Origin of the sequence: Dermacoccus sp. Ellin185 (assembly GCF_000152185.1) — a bacterium.
Lineage (GTDB): Bacteria > Actinomycetota > Actinomycetes > Actinomycetales > Dermatophilaceae > Dermacoccus > Dermacoccus nishinomiyaensis.
Genome location: NZ_AEIQ01000042.1, coordinates 82,301 through 100,260, shown reverse-complemented (window position 1 = coordinate 100,260; position 17,960 = coordinate 82,301). Strand labels below are relative to the sequence as shown.

General features: G+C 70.0%; 17 protein-coding genes. 11 read left to right on the top strand and 6 right to left on the bottom strand.

Translation table 11 applies throughout. From position 1 onward, the window contains the following. The first annotated feature begins 1 nt into the window (after nt 1). Genes kdpC through HMPREF0321_RS02965 form a run of 3 tightly spaced genes read left to right on the top strand, consistent with a single transcriptional unit; the run spans nt 2 to nt 3,925 of the window. Nucleotides 2–574 carry a potassium-transporting ATPase subunit KdpC gene (gene kdpC / locus HMPREF0321_RS02975; RefSeq protein WP_006944032.1) on the top strand — a complete coding sequence of 191 codons (573 nt, stop codon included), beginning with the start codon at nt 2–4 and terminating at the stop codon, nt 572–574. A gap of 37 nt (nt 575–611) precedes the next feature. After that, nucleotides 612–3,251: an ATP-binding protein gene (locus HMPREF0321_RS02970; protein ID WP_006943957.1), complete on the top strand. Its 2,640-nt coding sequence runs from the start codon at nt 612–614 to the stop codon at nt 3,249–3,251. Further along, nucleotides 3,248–3,925, top strand: a complete 678-nt coding sequence (locus tag HMPREF0321_RS02965; RefSeq protein ID WP_006943998.1) for a response regulator — start codon at nt 3,248–3,250, stop codon at nt 3,923–3,925. Before HMPREF0321_RS02970 ends, HMPREF0321_RS02965 begins: the two co-directional genes overlap by 4 nt. Nucleotides 3,926–3,943: 18 nt before the next feature. Here the strand turns inward: HMPREF0321_RS02965 and HMPREF0321_RS02960 are convergent, their stop codons facing one another. Then, nucleotides 3,944–5,095: a metallophosphoesterase gene (locus tag HMPREF0321_RS02960; RefSeq protein WP_006943988.1), complete on the bottom strand. Its 1,152-nt coding sequence runs from the start codon at nt 5,093–5,095 to the stop codon at nt 3,944–3,946. Nucleotides 5,096–5,131: 36 nt separating this feature from the next. Between HMPREF0321_RS02960 and HMPREF0321_RS02955 the strand changes: the two genes are divergently transcribed. After that, nucleotides 5,132–5,602, top strand: coding sequence for a GatB/YqeY domain-containing protein (locus tag HMPREF0321_RS02955; RefSeq protein ID WP_006943945.1), 471 nt, complete (start codon nt 5,132–5,134; stop codon nt 5,600–5,602). Between the two features lie 88 nt (nt 5,603–5,690). Here HMPREF0321_RS02955 and HMPREF0321_RS02950 read toward each other — a convergent pair whose 3' ends face one another. Further along, nucleotides 5,691–6,023: a WhiB family transcriptional regulator gene (locus tag HMPREF0321_RS02950; protein ID WP_006943975.1), complete on the bottom strand. Its 333-nt coding sequence runs from the start codon at nt 6,021–6,023 to the stop codon at nt 5,691–5,693. A gap of 198 nt (nt 6,024–6,221) precedes the next feature. Here HMPREF0321_RS02950 and HMPREF0321_RS02945 point away from each other — a divergent pair, with 198 nt between their 5' ends. The 5 genes from HMPREF0321_RS02945 (at nt 6,222) to HMPREF0321_RS02930 (ending at nt 11,111) form a co-directional block, all read left to right on the top strand. After that, nucleotides 6,222–8,609 carry a transglycosylase domain-containing protein gene (locus HMPREF0321_RS02945; protein ID WP_006943977.1) on the top strand — a complete coding sequence of 796 codons (2,388 nt, stop codon included), beginning with the start codon at nt 6,222–6,224 and terminating at the stop codon, nt 8,607–8,609. Between the two features lie 138 nt (nt 8,610–8,747). Further along, the gene (locus tag HMPREF0321_RS15320; protein ID WP_006943980.1) at nt 8,748–8,903 is read left to right on the top strand and encodes a DUF4177 domain-containing protein; all 156 of its coding nucleotides are present in this window, start codon (nt 8,748–8,750) and stop codon (nt 8,901–8,903) included. A 3-nt stretch (nt 8,904–8,906) separates the two neighbouring features. Continuing rightward, nucleotides 8,907–9,371 carry a RidA family protein gene (locus HMPREF0321_RS02940; RefSeq protein WP_006944011.1) on the top strand — a complete coding sequence of 155 codons (465 nt, stop codon included), beginning with the start codon at nt 8,907–8,909 and terminating at the stop codon, nt 9,369–9,371. A gap of 8 nt (nt 9,372–9,379) precedes the next feature. After that, nucleotides 9,380–10,276 (top strand): NUDIX domain-containing protein, encoded by an 897-nt coding sequence (locus HMPREF0321_RS02935; protein ID WP_006943946.1) that lies wholly within the window; start codon nt 9,380–9,382, stop codon nt 10,274–10,276. Nucleotides 10,277–10,328: 52 nt separating this feature from the next. Continuing rightward, the gene (locus HMPREF0321_RS02930) at nt 10,329–11,111 is read left to right on the top strand and encodes an MBL fold metallo-hydrolase (RefSeq protein WP_217490511.1); all 783 of its coding nucleotides are present in this window, start codon (nt 10,329–10,331) and stop codon (nt 11,109–11,111) included. 71 nt (nt 11,112–11,182) lie between these two features. On the opposite strand, the gene HMPREF0321_RS02925 is transcribed toward HMPREF0321_RS02930, so the two are convergent. Continuing rightward, nucleotides 11,183–11,860: a Crp/Fnr family transcriptional regulator gene (locus HMPREF0321_RS02925; RefSeq protein ID WP_006943962.1), complete on the bottom strand. Its 678-nt coding sequence runs from the start codon at nt 11,858–11,860 to the stop codon at nt 11,183–11,185. A gap of 215 nt (nt 11,861–12,075) precedes the next feature. On the opposite strand from HMPREF0321_RS02925, the gene nth reads away from it, so the two are divergent. After that, complete coding sequence (gene nth, locus HMPREF0321_RS02920) at nt 12,076–12,909, top strand: endonuclease III (RefSeq protein WP_006943929.1); 834 nt, start codon at nt 12,076–12,078, stop codon at nt 12,907–12,909. Continuing rightward, nucleotides 12,909–13,589 carry a CoA pyrophosphatase gene (locus HMPREF0321_RS02915; protein ID WP_040014339.1) on the top strand — a complete coding sequence of 227 codons (681 nt, stop codon included), beginning with the start codon at nt 12,909–12,911 and terminating at the stop codon, nt 13,587–13,589. The genes nth and HMPREF0321_RS02915 overlap by 1 nt, the downstream gene beginning before the upstream one ends. A 127-nt stretch (nt 13,590–13,716) precedes the next feature. Here HMPREF0321_RS02915 and HMPREF0321_RS02910 read toward each other — a convergent pair whose 3' ends face one another. From HMPREF0321_RS02910 to acs, 3 genes are all read right to left on the bottom strand, one after another. Further along, nucleotides 13,717–14,121, bottom strand: coding sequence for a phage holin family protein (locus tag HMPREF0321_RS02910; protein WP_006943992.1), 405 nt, complete (start codon nt 14,119–14,121; stop codon nt 13,717–13,719). 152 nt (nt 14,122–14,273) lie between these two features. Beyond that, nucleotides 14,274–15,641, bottom strand: a complete 1,368-nt coding sequence (gene nhaA / locus HMPREF0321_RS02905) for a Na+/H+ antiporter NhaA (RefSeq protein WP_006943969.1) — start codon at nt 15,639–15,641, stop codon at nt 14,274–14,276. A gap of 283 nt (nt 15,642–15,924) precedes the next feature. Then, nucleotides 15,925–17,874, bottom strand: a complete 1,950-nt coding sequence (gene acs, locus HMPREF0321_RS02900) for an acetate--CoA ligase (protein WP_006944030.1) — start codon at nt 17,872–17,874, stop codon at nt 15,925–15,927. Nucleotides 17,875–17,960: the final 86 nt, after the last annotated feature.

Sequence of the window (17,960 nt, the reverse complement as noted above, 5' to 3'; positions counted from 1 at the left end):
CATGTTCGTTCTTCGTCAGGGTTGGGCCGCGCTTCGTGCGCTCCTCGTCCTCACCGTCGTCCTCGGCATCGCCTACCCGTTGCTCGTCACGGGCGTGGCGCGGGCGATGCCGGCCCGGGCGGACGGCTCGATCGTCCGCGCCGAGGGTCGCGAGGTGGGTTCCAGTCTCATCGGCCAACCCACGAGCGACGCGAAGTGGTTCGCGGCGCGCCCGTCCGCCGTCGACGCCCCCGGCGCCGAGAGCGGCGGCTCGAACCTCGGCCAGAACGCCGACGAGCAGAAGAAGGCGATCACCGAGCGTCGTGCGGCGCTGACGAAGGCCAACCCGAACGCGACGGGCCCGATCCCGGACGACGCCCTCACCGCGAGCGGCAGCGGCGTCGACCCGGACATCAGCGTCGCCTATGCCCGCTGGCAGGCACCGCGGATCGCCGCGGCCCGCGGGATGAGCGTCGCCGACGTCGAGAAGGTCATCGACGCCCACATCGAGAAGCCGGCCCTGGGCTACCTCGGCGCCGAACGGGTCAACGTGCTCGACCTCAACATCGCACTCGCGCAACGCGCTGCTCGCTGAGCGGGCGGAAACCGCGACGGCAGAAGAAGATGGACGCATGACACGAGGCACGTTGCGCATCTACCTCGGTGCGGCCCCCGGCGTCGGCAAGACCATGGCGATGCTCGTCGAGGGCCGACGCCGGGCCGGGCGGGGAACGGACGTCGTCGTCGGTTTCTGCGAGACCCACGGGCGCACGGCGACGGCCGTCGCGCTCGAGGGCCTCGAGGTCATGCCGCGACTGCGGCGCGAGTACCGGGGCGCGACGCTCGAGGAGATGGACCTCGACGCCGTGCTCCGGCGCGCGCCGCAGGTCGCGCTCGTCGACGAACTCGCGCACACCAACGTGCCGGGCGGCCGCCACGAGAAGCGGTGGCAGGACGTCGAGGACCTGCTCGCGGCGGGCATCGACGTCGTCTCCACCGTCAACATCCAGCACCTCGAATCGCTCAACGACGCGGCGTTCGCCATCACCGGCGTGCTGCAGCGCGAGACGGTGCCGGATGTCGTCGTCCGGCGCGCCGAGCAGGTCGAACTCATCGACATGGCGCCCGAGGCACTGCGTCGGCGGATGGCGCACGGCAACGTCTACAAGCCGGAGAAGGTCGACGCGGCGCTCGCCAACTACTTCCGCCAGGGCAACCTGACGGCCCTGCGCGAGCTCGCGCTGCTGTGGCTCGCCGACCGCGTCGAGGAGAGCCTGACGGCCTACCGCAGCGACCATGACATCGTCGGTACGTGGCCGACACGTCACCGTGTCGTCGTCGCCCTCTCCGGTGGGCGCGAGGGCGCGACGCTGCTGCGCCGCGCCGCCCGCATTGCCGCGCGCGGCAGCGGCGGCGAGATGCACGCCGTCTTCGTCGTGCGCGACGACGGCCTGCGCACCGCCGAGGCCGACGTCGTCAGCGGCCTGCGACGCCTCACCGAAGAGCTCGGCGGGACGTTCCACACCGTCAGCGGGCCCGACGCGGCCGAGGCCGTCCTGCACTACGCGCGCGGCGTCAACGCCGACCAGATCGTCGTCGGCCTCAGCCGGCGCTCGCGGGCCCAGGCGATGCTGCGTCCCGGCACGGGCGAGCGCATCATCGCGGGTTCGGGCGAGGACATCGACGTCCACGTCGTCACCCACGAGCTCGCGCACGTGGGCTCGTCACCGACCGAACGCGAGGGGTTGTCGACGCGCCGGGTGCGGCTCGGCTTCCTCACCTCGGTGACCGCCCCGGCGCTGCTGAGCGCCCTGCTCGTGCCGCTGCGCTCCGGTGTCGGGCTGCCGCTCATCGTGCAGCTGTACCTGCTGCTCACCGTGGTCGTCGCGCTCATCGGCGGGATGGCGCCCGCGATCACGGCCGGTGTGCTGTCGTCCCTGCTCATCAACTGGTTCTTCACCCCGCCCATCGGCACGCTGACGATCTCCGACCCACAGAACGTCGTCGCGCTCGTGCTCTTCGTCGTCATCGGCGCCGCCGTCTCGCTCGTCGTCCACGCGAGCGCCCGCCGGGCCGCCGACGTCAGCGCCTCGCACCAGGAGGCGACGGCGCTCGCCGAACTCAGCCACACGATGCTGTCCTCCGCCGACCAGCTCGCGCTGCTGCTCACGCGCTCGCTCGAGATGTTCGACCAGGACGCGGCGGCCGTCGTGCGCACCCGCGGGCCGGGTCGCAGCGTCATCGCCTCGACGGACGGCTACAGCGACGTCGCCGCGCAGGCGCTGCCGCGCGAGAAGACGACGGTCGAGCGCATCGACGACGAGCACGACCTCGTCCTCGTGGGGCGCCCCGTCCCCGCCGAGCGGCAGCGGCTGCTGGGGGCGTACGCGATGCACGCGGCGGCCGTGCTGCACCGTCGAGCGCTGCTCGACCTCGCCGAGTCGGCCGACACCCTCGTGCGCGACAACAAGGCGCGCACCGCGCTGCTGTCCGCCGTCTCCCACGATTTGCGCACGCCCCTGGCCGGCATCAAGGCCGCCGTCGGCAGCCTGCGCAGCGACGAGGTGACGTTCTCGCCGGAGGACCAGGCGGAACTGCTCGAAGCCGTCGAGACGTCGGCCGATCGGCTCGATGCGCTCATCGGCAACCTGCTCGACGCCTCACGGCTGCAGACCGGCGCGCTCGTCGCGAACCCGCGCGAGATCGACCTCGCCGAGGTCGTCACACCCGCGGTGCGCGCCCTCGAGACACCCGATCGCGTCACCTGGCACCTCGACGACGCCGCGCGCCACGTCGTCGCCGACCCCGGCCTGCTCGACCGCGTCCTCGCGAACGTCCTCGAGAACGCCCTGCGTCACGGCGGCAGCGACGGCGTTGTCGTGACGACGAGTGCGCTCGGCCCGCGCGTCGAACTACGCGTCGCCGACCACGGCCCGGGCATCCCCGACGAGGCGCGCGAAGAGATATTCCGGCCCTTCCAGCGCTACGGCGACGCACCCGCGGGTGACGGCATCGGGCTCGGTCTCGCCGTCGCGCGCGGCCTGACGGAGGCGATGGGCGGCATGCTGGAGGCGGAGACCACTCCCGGTGGAGGTGTCACGATGGTCATCGTCCTGCCGGCCGTGGCGAACGCAGCGGGTGCGACGAGCGAGGCCGAGCCCGGCGCTGAATCGGAACCCGAGTCGGCGCCCGAGGCCCGGCCCCAGGACGCTGAGGCCGACCAGCCGGTCGATACCCGGTTCGCAGACGCAACCACGCGCGGTGAGTCATGAGTGAACGAGTGCTCGTCGTCGACGACGACCCGACGATCGCGCGGACGCTGCGCATCAACCTCAAGGCGCGCGGCTTGGACGTCGAGACCGTCGGGTGCGGCCTCGATGCCCTCAGCACGTGCGCAGACGCGATGCCCGACCTCGTCGTCCTCGACCTCGGCCTGCCCGACCTCGACGGCGTCGACGTGCTGCGCCAACTGCGTCAGAGCTCGAGCGTGCCTGTCATCGTGCTGTCGGCTCGTCAGGAAGCCGATGACAAGGTCGAGGCGCTCGACGAGGGTGCCGACGACTACGTGACGAAACCGTTCGGCATCGAGGAGCTCATGGCGCGCGTGCGGGCCGCGCTGCGGCGAGGCGGCGCCGAACCGTCCGGCCCGGCGCCCGTCGTCACCGCGGACTTCTCGCTCGACTTCACGACGTACGAGGCGAGCGGGCCGACGGGGGCCGTCCACCTCACGCCGACGGAGTGGCGCCTGCTCGCCGAACTCGCGCGCCACCGCGGGCGCGTCGTGCCGCACGAACAACTGCTGCGCGCCGTGTGGGGGCCGCAGTACGGGCGCGAGTCGAACTACCTGCGCGTCTACTGCGGGCAGCTGCGTCGCAAGCTCGAACCCGAACCGTCCCTCCCGCGCTGGATCGTCACCGAACCCGGCATCGGCTACGTGCTGCGCTGACGCGCCGCGCAGGGCTCGTCAGTGCGCCTTCGCCGTCAGCGTGATGAGTGTCGCCTCGGGACGGCAGGCGAAGCGCACGGGCGTGTACTTGTTGTGTCCGAGCCCGGCGGAGACGTGCAGCCACGCCGCGTCGTCGGGCGCGGCGGACGACGGCAGCGCGGTGCGGCGCCGTTCGCGCGCCGTAGCCTCCGAGCGCGAGACCGAGTCGTTGTGCACGCGGTGGGCGTCGAGGACGTCGAAGCGCTCGCCGATCTCGGCGGCGGAGTCGAGGGGCGAGCCGTCCGTTGCGAGCGCACCCGGCCCGATCGGCACGGCCTGCGTCGAGTCGACGCCGGACGCGCCGGGCCACCAGCGCGAGACGCCCTTGACGCGCGAGGTGTCGAGGTCGCAGTTCGTCACGAGCGCGCCGTGGAACGGCACGCACAGCTGCCCGCCGTGCGTGTGACCGGCGATGACGGCGTCCGCGCCGTCGGCCGTCATCGCGTCGAGCACGCGCGTGTACGGCGCGTGGACGACGCCGATCGTCGCGGCCACCTCACCTCGGCGCGACGCGGCCTCACCGGCGACCTGCGCGTAGTCGTCGTACTCGAGGTGCGGGTCGTCGACGCCGAGAAGCTCCAGCGCCACGCCGTCAGCCCCCACCCGCACCCGCTCGCGTCGATGCGTGAGGTCGAGCCAGCCGCCCGCGGTGAAACCGTCACGCAACTGGGCGATGTCGAACTCACCCGTCTGCATCGCCGCGCCCTTGGCATGCGAGTCGTCGAAGTAGCGCAGGGGGTTCTTGAGCTTGGGGTAGAAGTAGTCGTTCGAACCGAAGACGAACGCGCCGGGAAGCTCCATGAGCGGCCCCATCGCGCGCAGCGCAGCGGGGATGGCGTGCTCGTCGCTGAGGTTGTCGCCGGTGTTGATGACGAAGTCGGGTTCGAGCCGCGCGAGCTGACGCACCCACTGGATGCGTCGTTCCTGACGCGGCACGATGTGCAGGTCGCTGACGTGCAGCACCCGCAGCGGCGCCGTCCCGGGGGCGAGCACCGGCATCTCGACGCGGCGCAGCGCGTACCAGTTGCGCTCGATGAGCGAGGCCCAGGCCAGCGCCGCCGTACCGCCGGCGGCCGTGCCTGCAGCGGCCAGCGACAGCGCGCGGGGGAGGGGGCGGGCGGGGAAACTCATGCGGGGATTCTCGCACCGGGGTGGAAGAATGACCGCATGAACGCAACCGGTGCCACCACCTTGAAGGCCACTCTCCACACCGACCTGACCGACGCGATCCGCGAGCGCGATCAGGTGCGTAGCGCGACGTTGCGCATGGTCCTGACGGCCGTGTCGAACGCCGAGGTCGCAGGCAAGGAGCACCGTGAGTTGAGCGATGACGAGGTGCTCGCCGTCATCGTCAAGGAGGCGAAGAAGCGCCGCGAGGCGGCTGACGCCTACGTCGGCGCCGGGCGCACCGAGCTCGCCGAGAAGGAGAACGCGGAACTCGCCTGCCTCGAGGGGTACCTGCCGAAGCAGCTGAGCGACGACGAGATCGACGCGATCGTCGCCGAGGCCGTCAGCGCCACGGGCGCATCCGGCATGAAAGACATGGGCAAGGTGATGGGCGTCGTCAAGCCCAAGATCGGCGAGCAGGCAGAGGGTGGGCGCGTCGCGGCGGCCGTCAAGAAGGCGCTCGCGGGCTGATCACTTGCTGCGGGCTCAGGTGCCCGAATGGCGGTGAGGGCCGTGCCGACCCCAGCGGTCGGCACGGCCCTCAGCGTTCGTGCACGTCTCAGCTCTCGCGGCGGATGCCTGCGGCGGCCTCGTCGGCGCGCGCCATCTTGAACAGGGTCGCCCACGACTTGACGTCCGGACGGCGACGCAGCAGCGCGCGGCGCTCACGCTCCGTCATGCCGCCCCAGACGCCGTACTCGGTGCGGTTGTCGAGCGCGTCGGCGAGGCATTCGGCGACGACGGGGCAGCGCTGACAGATCGTCTTCGCCGACTGCTGCGCAGCCCCCTTGGCGAACAGTTCGTCAGGTGCCGCCGCGGCGCACTGGGCGCGGGCGGCCCAGTTGTCGTCCCAGACGGGCGTCTGCATCTCTTCTTCGGCCATGATCGTCATCGGTGCCCTCCCCTTGTTGGTGCGGATGACGGTGTGGCGTGCGCCACATACAAAGGTTGCTATACGCACAGTAGGCGTGGTTACTGGTGAGTTTCCATGGGGATTGAGTACCAAAAACGTTAGTACACGCGGTCGGCGCGGGGCGCGCCGAACCACGCCTCGAAGGCTTTGACAGGCTGCCCCGATACGCTGAGCGGCATGCGTGGAAAGTCTCCTGGCGCCGATGCGTCGGCCAAGAAGCAAGCCCGGAAGAAATCTGACGGTGGCCGTCAGCGTTCTGCGATGGGCTCGGTTCTCAGCCTCCTCGGCGCGTTCGTCGCCACCTCGATGGCGCTGGGCCTGCTCTTCGCGGGCCTGCTCATCCCCGCCACGGGCCTCGCGGGCGCGAGCGTCAAGGGTGGCGTCAAGGAGTTCGACGACATGTCGGGCACGCTCACCGAAAACGCGTTGAGCCAGCAGTCGAAGATCCTGGCGAAGGACGGCTCCGTCATCGCCACCCCGTATGACGAGAACCGCATCGTGGTGCCGTCGTCGGCCATCCCGAAGGTGATGAAGGACGCGCAGGTCGCCATCGAGGACGAGCGCTTCTACGACCACGGCGCGCTCGACCAGCGCGGCATCCTGCGCGCTGTCGCCGCGAACCTCGTCTCCTCGAGCACGCAGGGCGCCTCGACGCTGACGCAGCAGTACGTCAAGGTCGCCGCGCAGCGCGCCGCGATCGAGAGCGGCGACAAGGAGGAGGCGAAGAAGGCCGTCGCGCAGCACGGCACCGACGCCTATGTCCGCAAGATCAAGCAGCTCAAGATGGCGGTCGAGCTGGAGAAGACGCACACGAAGGATCAGATCCTCACGAGCTACCTCAACCTCGTCTTCTTCGGTGACGGCACGTACGGCATCGAGGCCGCTTCCCAGCACTACTTCGGCCATCCGGCGAAGGATCTGACGCTGCCCGAGGCCGCCACGCTCGCGGGCGTCGTCAACCTGCCTGGTTCGACCGACCCGGTGCACAACCCCAAGGCTGCGGTGAAGCGCCGCAACATCGTGCTCGAGAAGATGATCAAGCAGGGGCGCGTGAGCAAGGCCGACGGTGAGAAGGCCATCGCCAGCCCGCTGCAGACTCACGTGACGAACATCGCCGGTGGCGGTGGCGGTGGCTGCCAGGGCAGCAAGTACCCGTACTTCTGCGACTATGTCACCGACTGGGTCGCCGACCAGCCCGCGCTCGGCGCGAACCGCAAGGAGCGCCTCGCCAAGCTGAAGACCGGCGGCCTGACGATCCAGACCTCGCTCGACCCGAAGAAGATGTCGGCCCTCGACTCGAACCTCAAGAAGCGCGTTCCCGTCGGCAACGGCGCGGACGTGCAGGCAGCGGGCGTCATCATCGAACCCGGCACGGGTCTCGTCCAGGCCATGTCGCAGAACGCCAAGTACGACGTCGCCGGATCGAACCACTTCTCGACGTCCGTCGACTGGGTCCGCTCGGGCTTCCCCATCGGTTCGACGGCGAAGATCTTCGCCATCGTCGAGGCGATGCGTCAGGGCCGCGCCGTCGACTCGACGGTGAACGTTCCCGCCATGAACGGCACGAAGGACGGGCGCCCGGTCTACAACTTCACGTCGAAGACGTTCCCCGGCCAGTGCGGTCAGGGTGCCGGCAACTGGTCCGTCGGAAACGACCACCCGGTGCCGTCCGGCCCGATGAGCCTGAGCAAGGCCACCGCCGAATCGGTCAACACCGCCTTCGGAGCCCTCGTGGCGTCGCTGGGGCCGTGCAAGGTGCGGGACACCTTCAAACTCATGGGTGTTCAGGCCCGTGACCTCAAGACGGGCGGGTGGCGCGACATCCGGCGCGACCCCTCGTCGATCGTGCTCGGCTCCGACTCGTCCTCGCCGATGATGATGGCCAACGCGTTCGCCACCGTCGCGGCGGACGGCAAGTACTGCGCACCCCGCCCCGTCGTCTCGATCAAGCAGGCGAACGGCAAGCCGGTGGCGCTCAAGGTCGAGCCGTGCAAGCAGGTCATCAGCCAGCAGGAGGCTCGCGGAACGGCGGAGATCTTCACCCACGTATTCGACAGCGACGGCACCGCCTCCGATGCCAAGCTGGCCGACGGGCGGGAAGCTTTCGGCAAGACCGGTACGGTCGACGGATCCCTGCACACGTGGTTCGTCGGCTCGACGAAGCAGCTCTCCACGGCCGTCTGGGTGGGTCGCGGTTTCGACAACAAGAACCCGATCAAGAACGTCTCCATCGGGGGCAAGCACATCGGCACCTTTTTGTACGGCGGCGACATCGCGGCGCCGGTGTGGAAGGCGACGATGGACACGATCTCGAAGGGCATGCCCAAGGCGAAGCTCGCCGAACCCGACAAGGCGACCAAGCAGGGCGACGAGGTGAGTGTCCCCGACGTCAAGGGCAAGAGCGAGGCGGACGCGAAGTCGACACTCGAGAAGGCCGGTTTCCTCGTCACCGTGTCGAAGCAGAACTCCGGTGACGTCTCCGGCGGCCAGGCGTTCAAGACCGACCCTGCGGCCGGCCAGAAGCTCGGCAAGGGCAAGAAGATCACGCTGTACGTCAAGCCCTGATCGTCAGGTGCTGGGCGCCGACTGACGCAGGCTCGCGAGGCCCACCCCGTCCTGGGGTGGGCCTCGCGCCGTCATGGGGTGGGGTCTGCCTCGGGCCGCTTCGACCGCGATGGCGGTGGGTGGCTCTAGGGTGGAGGCATGCAGAAATGGGAATACTTCACCGCGCCGATCATGGTCCACGCCACGCAGCAGATCCTCAACAACTTCGGTGAGGACGGCTGGGAGCTCGTGCAGATCGTGCCCGGCCCCGACGGCAACGGTCTCGTCGGCTACTTCAAGCGCCCCAAGGCCTGAGCGATGAGCGCGATCGAGAAGCGTCTCGCGGAGCTCGGGTTCGAACTGCCCGAGGTCGCAGCGCCCGTCGCCGCATACGTCCCGGCGGTTCGTGACGGCGACCGCGTACACACCTCCGGCCAGTTGCCCATGGTCGCCGGCAAGCTGCCGCTGACGGGCAAGGTCGGTGCCGAGGTCAGCGCCGAGCAGGCCAGCGAGCTCGCTCGTACGTGTGCGCTCAACGCGCTCGCGGCGATCAAGAGCGTCATCGGCGACCTCGATCGCGTGACGCGCGTCGTCAAGGTCGTCGGGTTCGTCGCCAGCGACCCGTCGTTCACGGCCCAGCCGGGCGTCGTCAACGGCGCCTCGCACCTGCTCGGCGATGTCTTCGGCGACGCCGGCGTGCACGCGCGCTCGGCCGTCGGCGTGGCCGTCCTGCCCCTCGACGCACCGGTCGAGGTCGAGATCACCGTCGCCGTTCGCGACTGAGGGGCCCCGTGACCACGTCGTCGCAGGTGCGCGAGTTCCCGATCGGGCCGTTCCGCGAGTCGGCCATGCGCTGGCTCGACGCCGTCGGCCGGGGCGAGCAGGGCGACGAGGCGGCGCCCTCGCAGGCGGCCACCGTCATGCTCGTGCGCGGTGAACCGCTTGAGGTCTTCGTGATCGAGCGCGCCTCGACGATGGACTTCGCGCCGTCGACGTGGGTGTTTCCCGGTGGGCGGGTCGACGCAGCCGATGAGGACGTCGTGAAGGCCGGGTTGCTCGACGGTTTCGACGCCGGGGACGCGGGGCGCGACCTCGGGATCGACGCCGACGCGGTAGGCGCCGTCGTCGTGTGCGCCCTGCGGGAGTTGTTCGAGGAGGCGGGCGTGCTGCTCGTCGACACGAACGTACGCGGGAACGCAGTCGGCGACGGAGCCGACGCTGGGCTCGCAGCTGAGACAGATGGCCCAGCCGAGGCTGCGGGGCCTGACGTCGAGCTACGCACGCGCCTCGAGGCGCACGAGGTGACGTTCGTCGACGTGCTCGCCGGGCGGCGACTGCGCGCCGACCTCGTCGCGGCCGTCGACCGCTGGATCACCCCGCCGTTCGAGAAGCGACGCTTCGACACGTGGTTCTTCACGGCGTTGCTGCCGGAGGGCGCCGTCGCCGATGCCGTCTCGCGTGAGTCGCAGCGTGGCCGCTGGGTGCGCCCGCGGGAGATGCTCGACGAGATGGCGGCCGGGCACGTCCGGCTCCTGCCGCCGACCCGCACCGGTCTGGAGCGGCTGACGCGCGCCGTGAGCGCGTCCGAGGCCCTGACGCAGGCGCGAGCTGCAGCGTTCGAACCGACCCGTCCCGAACCGCTCATGGGCCCCGACGGCCCGTACCTGCGAGCCCGTATCAACCTCTGAGGGAGCACCTTCCGTGACCGACCAGGCGACCACGCATCCACTGCCCCCTGGCGTGCTTCACGTGCGCTGCGACAACCCGAGCGCAATGACGCTGAGTGGCACGAACAGCTATGTCATCACGCGAGCTGACGGCGTTGCCGACGGCGGCGAGCGCGCGCTCGTCATCGACCCGGGGCCGGACGAGCACGGGCACGTCGGTGCAGTCGTCGACGCGGTGCGCGGCGTGAGTAACGTCGACGTCCTGCTCACGCATCATCATGACGATCACGAGGGCGGCGCGGCGAGGCTCGTCGAGCTGCTGTCCGAGGCAGGGGGCTCGGCGCGCGTCTGGGGCGGCGACCAGGGTATCCCGCTCGTCGACGGGCAGATCTTCGACGACGTCCAGGTCGTCTTCGCGCCCGGTCATACTGCGGATTCGGTCGGGTATGTGCTCGAACGCGACGGCGATGTCGTGCTGTTCAGCGGCGACACGCTGCTCGGCGGCAGCAGTTCATTCATCGCCTACCCCGACGGCGACCTCACCGACTACCTCGTGACGCTCGACGTGCTCGAAGCGGCCCTCGAGGCAACCCCCGGCGCCGTGCTGGCACCCGGGCACGGCGACGTCGGCGGCGACGCCCTCGCCGTCATCGACGCATACCGGCATCACCGCGACGAGCGGCTCGACGAGGTGCTGGCCGCGCTCGCCCAGGCACCGTCCGACGCTGATGACGCCGCGCGCGTCGACGCCGTCATCGACGGTGTGTACGGCGGCGTCGACGCGGCCCTGCGCCCCGCCGTCGAAGCCGTCGTCGCGGCGCAGTTGGCGCATCTGACGCGTATTGGCGAAGTCTGAATCAAGCACTGACGGACGTCGAAGGCCGCCCCACCGATTCGGTGGGGCGGCCTTCGACGCGTGGGGGAGCCTCAGCGAGCGCGTCGCTGCAGACGCTCGACGTCGAGCAGCGTGACGGCGCGTGCCTCGAGCTTGAGCCAGCCGCGTCCGGCGAAGTCGGCGAGGGCCTTGTTGACCGTCTCGCGCGAGGCACCGACGAGTTGCGCCAGCTCCTCCTGCGTCAGGTCGTGTGCGACGAGGACTCCACCGTCGACCTGACGGCCGAAGCGGCTCGCCAGGTCGAGCAGCGCCTTGGCGACGCGGCCGGGAACGTCGGTGAAGACGAGGTCGCCGAGCGCCTCGTTGGTGCGGCGCAGGCGGCGCGCGATCGAACCGAGCAGCTTGACGGCGACCTCGGGGCGCGTCGAGACGAACTCGGTGAGCTCGGCGTGCCCGAGCCCGACGAGGTCGGTGCCGGCGACGGCGGTCGCCGTCGTCGTGCGGGCGCCCGGGTCGAAGAGGCTGAGCTCACCGAACATCTCGCCGGGGCCGAGTACGGCGAGCAGGTTCTCGCGGCCGTCGGGGGAGCGGCGGCCGAGCTTCACCTTGCCGGAGGTGATGACGTAGAGCCGATCGCCGGGCTCGCCCTCCTCGAACAGCACGTCACCACGTTCGATGCGCGCACGCGACATGCGCTGAAGAAGAGCCTGCGCATCCTCGTCGCTCAGCGCAGCGAAGAGGGGGGCCTGACGCACAACATCGATGTCCACCTCTCCATCCTGCCACGTTTCGCGTGACGGGCCGCACAGCACAGCTGTTTACTGCTGGGCGACGTGATGTGACGGCCCCCACCCACGGGCCGTCGGAGGGGGTTGTCAGCGCTGCGTTCTAGGGTGTGAGCATGAGTTCTTCCCCGTCCGTTCCGGCCGGCGACGCTGGCCCGGCGGCCTCCTCGTCAGGGCCCTCGACGTCGCCCGCGCGCAGGATGCCGCGTCGTGCTGCCGCGCGCCCCGAGACGCACACGGCGCTCGTGCGACAGGCGCGTCGCATCTACCGCACGCTCATCGCCCAGTACCCGTACGCGCGAGCCGAACTCGACTTCGAGTCGCCGCTCGAACTGCTCGTCGCCACCGTCATCTCGGCGCAGACCACCGACGTCGGCGTCAACAAGGTGACGCCGGTGCTGTTCGCGCGCTACCCCGACGCCGCGGCGCTCGCGGGCGCCGATCCGGCCGAGATGGAGGAGATCCTGCGTCCGACGGGGTTCTACCGGGCCAAGACGCGCGCCGTCATCAAGCTGAGCCAGGACATCGTCGAGCGCTTCGACGGTGAGGTGCCCGGCCGGCTCGACGACCTCGTGACCCTGCCCGGCGTCGGCCGCAAGACGGCGAACGTCGTGCTCGGCAACGCGTTCGGCGTGCCCGGCATCACCGTCGACACGCACTTCGGGCGGCTCGCGCGCCGGTTCGGGTGGACGACGTCCGAAGACCCCGTCAAGGTCGAGGCCGAGGTAGGTGCGCTGTTCCCGAAGAAGGACTGGACGATGCTCAGCCACGTCGTCATCTTCCACGGCCGGCGCATCTGCCACGCCCGCCGCCCGGCTTGTGGGGTCTGCCCGGTGGCGCAGTGGTGCCCGTCGTTCGGCGAGGGGGAGATCGACGCCGATGCAGCCCGCAAGCTGCTCAAGTACGAACTGGCCGTGCCGAAGGGCGGTGAGGCCCTCGTCGGCCTCCTCGTCGACGGCGCTGAACCCGACGCCTCGTTCTCGACCGGGCATCGGGGCACTCCGACCGTCCCGCGGCACTCGGGGCTCGCGTGATGACGGACGCGTCCGAGGCGCCGGCTTGGTTGCATCGTGTCCACGAGCTCGGCTCGTCGGACCGGCTGCGCGGTGCCTGGCCGTCGCCGGAGCCCGGGGCCCGTGAGTCGGCCGTCCTCATCCTCTTCGGGCCGACGGACGGCGCGATGGCGGGGCTCGAGTCGCTCGACGAGCAGGGCGGGGGCGTCGATGTCGTCCTCACCCAGCGCGCGGATGCGATGCGCACGCATGCGGGGCAGGTCTCGTTTCCCGGCGGGGGAGTCGAGCACGACGACGCGGACGCCGTCGCCACGGCGCTGCGTGAGGCGCACGAGGAGATCGGTCTGTCGCCGGCGGGCGTCGAGGTGCTCGGAGCGCTGGCACCCGTCGCGCTGACGGTGACGAACTTCGCCGTCACGCCGGTGCTGGCGTGGTGGCAGCAGCCGTCGCCGGTCGCCGCGCTCGACCCGATCGAGGTGGCACACGTCGCGCGGGTGCGCGTCAGCGACCTCGTCGATCCGGCCAATCGCCACACCGCGACGCATCCGCGCGGTTTCGCCGGGCCGGCGTTCACCGTCGACGGGCTGTACGTGTGGGGTTTCACAGCGTTCCTGCTCGACGCCGTGCTCACCGCTGCGGGGCTCACCCGCGCCTGGAACACCGGCGACCGCCGTCAGGTGCCGCAGCGGTTCCTGCGCTGACGTCGGCTGTCGCCTGGAGCGGTGGCGTTCCTGGGGGCGTCCAGATCGTGCGGGTATGACGAAGGCGGCCCCCCGCATGGGGAGCCGCCTTCGTCGAGCGTCCGACGAGAGCGTCAGACGTGGTGGATCACTTGGCGGGCTTGATGGCCGCGACCGTCGCCTGCGCGTTCTCGATCGTCTTTTCGGGCTTGCCCTTGATCTTCTTGAGGGCCTTGATGCCGATGAGCGCGAGCACCGCGGCGACGACGGCGAGGATGCCGGCGACGATGAGGAATCCGGCCCACGGGTTCCAGCCGAAGATGTTCGACAGGCCGTAGGCGAGGGACGTCAGCAGGAAGCCGAGCATGAAGAGTGCAAGGACGCCCGCCGCAGCGAGCATCCCGCCGCCCTTGCCGGCCTTCTGCGCATCCGCCTTGATCTCGACCTTCGCGAGGTCGATCTCACCCTTGACGATGTTCTGCAGGTCGGTGGTGGCGTCCGAGACGAGCTGACCCAGCGTGCGCTCGGTGCCTCGCGTGGTGTTGAGAGCCATGGGGTTTTCTCCTGTCAGCAGGCACTCGCTCGAGCTCGAGTGAGGTGGCCTGGCGCGTCAGACAATTCGTACTTGCCCCACAGACTACCGATTCGTGGGGTTTCGCGCCCACCGGGCCACAGGATGAGGCGTGTCGGTGGGCTGCGGGCGGGTCAGGCAGTGCTGGGGCGCTGGTAGACGTCGGGGATGCCGTCGTGGTTGTCGTCCCGCTCTTCCTCCTCGGCGAGCTGGGCGTAGACGCGGTTGCGTCGTGCCAGCACGATGCTGGCGAGCGCAGCCGACAGCAGGCTGCCGAGCAGGACGCCGATCTTGACGTGGTCGTCGGAGGAACTGCCTGATCCGAACGCGAGTTCACCGATGAGCAGGCTGACGGTGAAGCCGATGCCGCCGAGCAGGCTGAGGCCGAAGACGTCGCTCCACGTGAGGTTGTCGTCGAGTTCGGCGCGTGTGAACTTGCTGACGAGGAACGTGCTGCCGAAGATGCCGACCGCCTTGCCGAGCACGAGCCCGGCGATGACGCCGATCGTCACGGCGTCCGTCAGCGTGTCGGTGATGCTCGTGCCGACGACGGTGACGCCCGTCGAGAAGAACGCGAAGACGGGCACCGCGAAACCGGCGGAGTAGGGGTGCAGGCGCTGCTCCATGCGGTCGGCGATCGCGTGCTTGCCCTTGACCGGCACGAGCAGGCCGAGGACGACACCGGCGATCGTCGCGTGGATGCCCGAGTTGAGCACGCACACCCACGCGGCGATGGCGAGCACTCCGAGGACGACGGGGTTCTTGAGGCCCCGCTGAACGGCGACGCCGAAGAGCGCGATCGGCACGATGGCCGCGACGAGCCACGTCAGCGAGAAGCCGTGGCTGTAGAAGATCGCGATGATCGTGATGGCGATGAGGTCGTCGACGACCGCGAGGGTGAGCAGGAACGAACGCAACGCCGTCGGCAGGTGCGAGCCGATGACGGCGAGCACCGCCAGCGCGAACGCGATGTCGGTGGCCGTCGGGATCGCCCACCCCTGCGCGCCGTCGCCACCGGCATTGATGGCGGCGTAGATGAGAGCGGGGACGGCGACGCCGCACACGGCCGCGATGACGGGAACCGCCGCAGCCGAGGGGTTCTTGAGATCGCCGACGACGAACTCGTGCTTGAGCTCGAGGCCGACGACGAAGAAGAACAGTGCGAGCAGACCGTCGGCCGCCCAGTGCGCGACGGACATGTTGAGCCCGAGGAAGTGCGGGCCGATGTGCGCGTCGCGCAGCACCTCATAGCTGTGGCTCCACGGCGAGTTCGCCCACGTCAGCGCAGCCACGGCAGCCATGAGCAGCAGGACCCCACCGATGGTCTCCGTCTGGAGCAGTTCCTTGACGCGCCTCGCCTCGGGCCACGTGCCGCGGGTGAACATTCGCTTGGCCATGCGACCTGCCGTCGCGACGGGGGCTTGGTGCGCGTAGGTCTTGAAGTCCTCGAACTCCGGCGGCTCGTCACTCATCGGAGGGCGGGGGTTCTTGTTGCCGGGCATGGGCGGCTCCTCGGGGGTAGCGCTGAGCAGGGGCACCCGGTGGCTCGTGAGCACTCCTCGGGCGGCCGACCAGACTTCCCGGCACACCAATTGCTGAGAATTCTACGGGAGTTCGCCCCACGTCCGATCCGACGTCCGGTGCGCGGGACGCCCCTGCCCCCGCCAAGCAGCCCCGTCCAACTGGCCCCACCACGCGATGGCGGGTAACTCAACGCCGGCAGGCAAGTGCCCGCCTACCTGTGAGTTACCCGTCATCGTGAGCCGGTGAGCCGGAGGCGAAGAGCTACTTCTTCAACCCCGCCTGGATCTGAGCCATGACGCTCGGGTCGGCCAACGTCGTGGCGTCACCGGCTTCACGGCCCTCGGCGACATCCTTGAGCAGGCGTCGCATGATCTTGCCCGAACGGGTCTTCGGCAATTCGTCGACGACGAGCACCTGTCGCGGCTTCGCGATCGGCCCGATCTGATGACCGACGTGCGTGCGCAGCTCCTGGACGAGCTCGTCGCGGGCTGCGTCTACGGCGTAGTTCTCACGCGATTCTTCGCGCAGGATGACGAACGCGCAGACGGCCTGGCCGGTCGTCTCGTCCGCGGCGCCGACGACGGCGGCCTCCGCGACCGTGTCGTGGCTGACGAGCGCCGACTCGATCTCGGAGGTCGACAGGCGGTGACCGGATACGTTCATGACGTCGTCGACGCGGCCGAGCACCCAGATGTTGCCGTCCTCGTCGCGTTTCGCGCCGTCACCGGCGAAGTACATGTCGGGGAAGCGCGACCAGTACGTGTCCTCGTAGCGCTGACGGTCGCCCCAGATGCCGCGCAGCATCGACGGCCACGGGTCGCGGATGACGAGGTAGCCGCTCTCGCCGTTCGGCACGCTCTTGCCCTCTTCGTCGACGACGTCGGCGGTTATGCCGGGCACGGGTGCCTGCGCCGAACCGGGCACGAGCGCCGTGACGCCGGGCAGCGGCGACATCATGATCGCGCCAGTCTCCGTCTGCCACCACGTGTCGACGATCGGGGCCTCACCCGCGCCGATGACGTCACGGAACCACATCCACGCCTCAGGGTTGATCGGCTCGCCGACCGAGCCGAGCACCCGGATGCTCGACAGGTCGTACTCCTGCGGGATCTCCTCGCCCCACTTCATGCATGTGCGGATCGCCGTCGGCGCCGTGTAGAAGATCGACACCTTCTTGTCGGCGATGATCTCCCACCAGCGACCCTGATGCGGGGTGTCGGGCGTGCCCTCGTACATGACCTGCGTCGCGCCGTTCGCGAGCGGGCCGTATGTGATGTAGCTGTGGCCGGTGATCCAGCCGACGTCGGCGGTGCACCAGTAGACGTCCGTGTCGGGGTGGACGTCGTGGACGACGGCGTTCGTGTACGCCGCCTGCGTCAGGTAGCCGCCCGAGGTGTGGAAGATGCCCTTCGGCTTCCCCGTCGTGCCCGAGGTGTAGAGGATGAACAGCGGGTGCTCCGCATCGAAGTTCTCGACCTCGACGACGGGTTCGGCGGCCTCGAGCGCCTCGTCCCACCACATGTCCTTGTCACCCATCGTGACGTCCTCGCCGGTGCGCTTGACGACGAGTACGCGCTGCACGCTCGTCTCCCCGCTGACGGCCTCGTCGACGGCCGGCTTGAGCGCGCTCGGCTTGCCGCGGCGATAGCCGCCGTCAGCGGTGATGACGACCTTCGCCTCACCGTCGGCGATGCGGGTGCGCAGCGCGTCCGCCGAGAAGCCGCCGAAGACGACGGAGTGGACGGCGCCGATGCGCGCGCACGCGAGCATCGAGATGACGGCCTCGGGGATCATCGGCAGGTAGATCGCGACGCGGTCACCCGCTTCGACGCCGGCGGCGCGCAGAGCTCCGGCGGCGCGCTGCACGCGCTCGGTGAGGTCGGCGTACGTGATGGCCTGCTCGTCGCCCGGCTCGCCGACGAAGTGGATGGCAACGCGCTCGCCGTTGCCCGCCTCGACATGGCGGTCGGCGCAGTTGTAGGCGACGTTGAGCTCACCTCCGACGAACCATTTCGCGACGGGCGCGTCGGACCAGTCGAGGACCTCGTCGAAGTCCTTGCTCCAGGTGAGGCGCTCGCGGGCCTGCTTCGCCCAGAACGCGAGGCGGTCGGCGCCGGCCTCTTCGTACAGCGACGCCTGGCCCACGGCCTGGGCCGTGAAGGCCTCGCTCGGGTGGAAGGGGCCGGGCGTGGGGTCGGGGGTTTCGCTCATGGCGGGCGCTCCTTGCTTCGTCTCGGACACTCCGGCGTCGGCCGCCGAGCGGGCGGGCGCCGGGCCTGCTCGCGCTCGGATCGGGG

Coding starts and splice junctions, on each gene's coding strand:
- HMPREF0321_RS02910 (WP_006943992.1), bottom strand. CDS start 14,121: ATGGCTCTCAACACCACGCGAGGCACCGAGCGCACGCTGGGTCAGCTC.
- HMPREF0321_RS02955 (WP_006943945.1), top strand. CDS start 5,132: ATGAACGCAACCGGTGCCACCACCTTGAAGGCCACTCTCCACACCGAC.
- HMPREF0321_RS02960 (WP_006943988.1), bottom strand. CDS start 5,095: ATGAGTTTCCCCGCCCGCCCCCTCCCCCGCGCGCTGTCGCTGGCCGCT.
- HMPREF0321_RS02945 (WP_006943977.1), top strand. CDS start 6,222: ATGCGTGGAAAGTCTCCTGGCGCCGATGCGTCGGCCAAGAAGCAAGCC.
- nth (WP_006943929.1), top strand. CDS start 12,076: ATGCCGCGTCGTGCTGCCGCGCGCCCCGAGACGCACACGGCGCTCGTG.
- acs (WP_006944030.1), bottom strand. CDS start 17,874: ATGAGCGAAACCCCCGACCCCACGCCCGGCCCCTTCCACCCGAGCGAG.
- HMPREF0321_RS02970 (WP_006943957.1), top strand. CDS start 612: ATGACACGAGGCACGTTGCGCATCTACCTCGGTGCGGCCCCCGGCGTC.
- HMPREF0321_RS15320 (WP_006943980.1), top strand. CDS start 8,748: ATGCAGAAATGGGAATACTTCACCGCGCCGATCATGGTCCACGCCACG.
- nhaA (WP_006943969.1), bottom strand. CDS start 15,641: ATGCCCGGCAACAAGAACCCCCGCCCTCCGATGAGTGACGAGCCGCCG.
- HMPREF0321_RS02965 (WP_006943998.1), top strand. CDS start 3,248: ATGAGTGAACGAGTGCTCGTCGTCGACGACGACCCGACGATCGCGCGG.
- HMPREF0321_RS02915 (WP_040014339.1), top strand. CDS start 12,909: ATGACGGACGCGTCCGAGGCGCCGGCTTGGTTGCATCGTGTCCACGAG.
- kdpC (WP_006944032.1), top strand. CDS start 2: ATGTTCGTTCTTCGTCAGGGTTGGGCCGCGCTTCGTGCGCTCCTCGTC.
- HMPREF0321_RS02950 (WP_006943975.1), bottom strand. CDS start 6,023: ATGACGATCATGGCCGAAGAAGAGATGCAGACGCCCGTCTGGGACGAC.
- HMPREF0321_RS02940 (WP_006944011.1), top strand. CDS start 8,907: ATGAGCGCGATCGAGAAGCGTCTCGCGGAGCTCGGGTTCGAACTGCCC.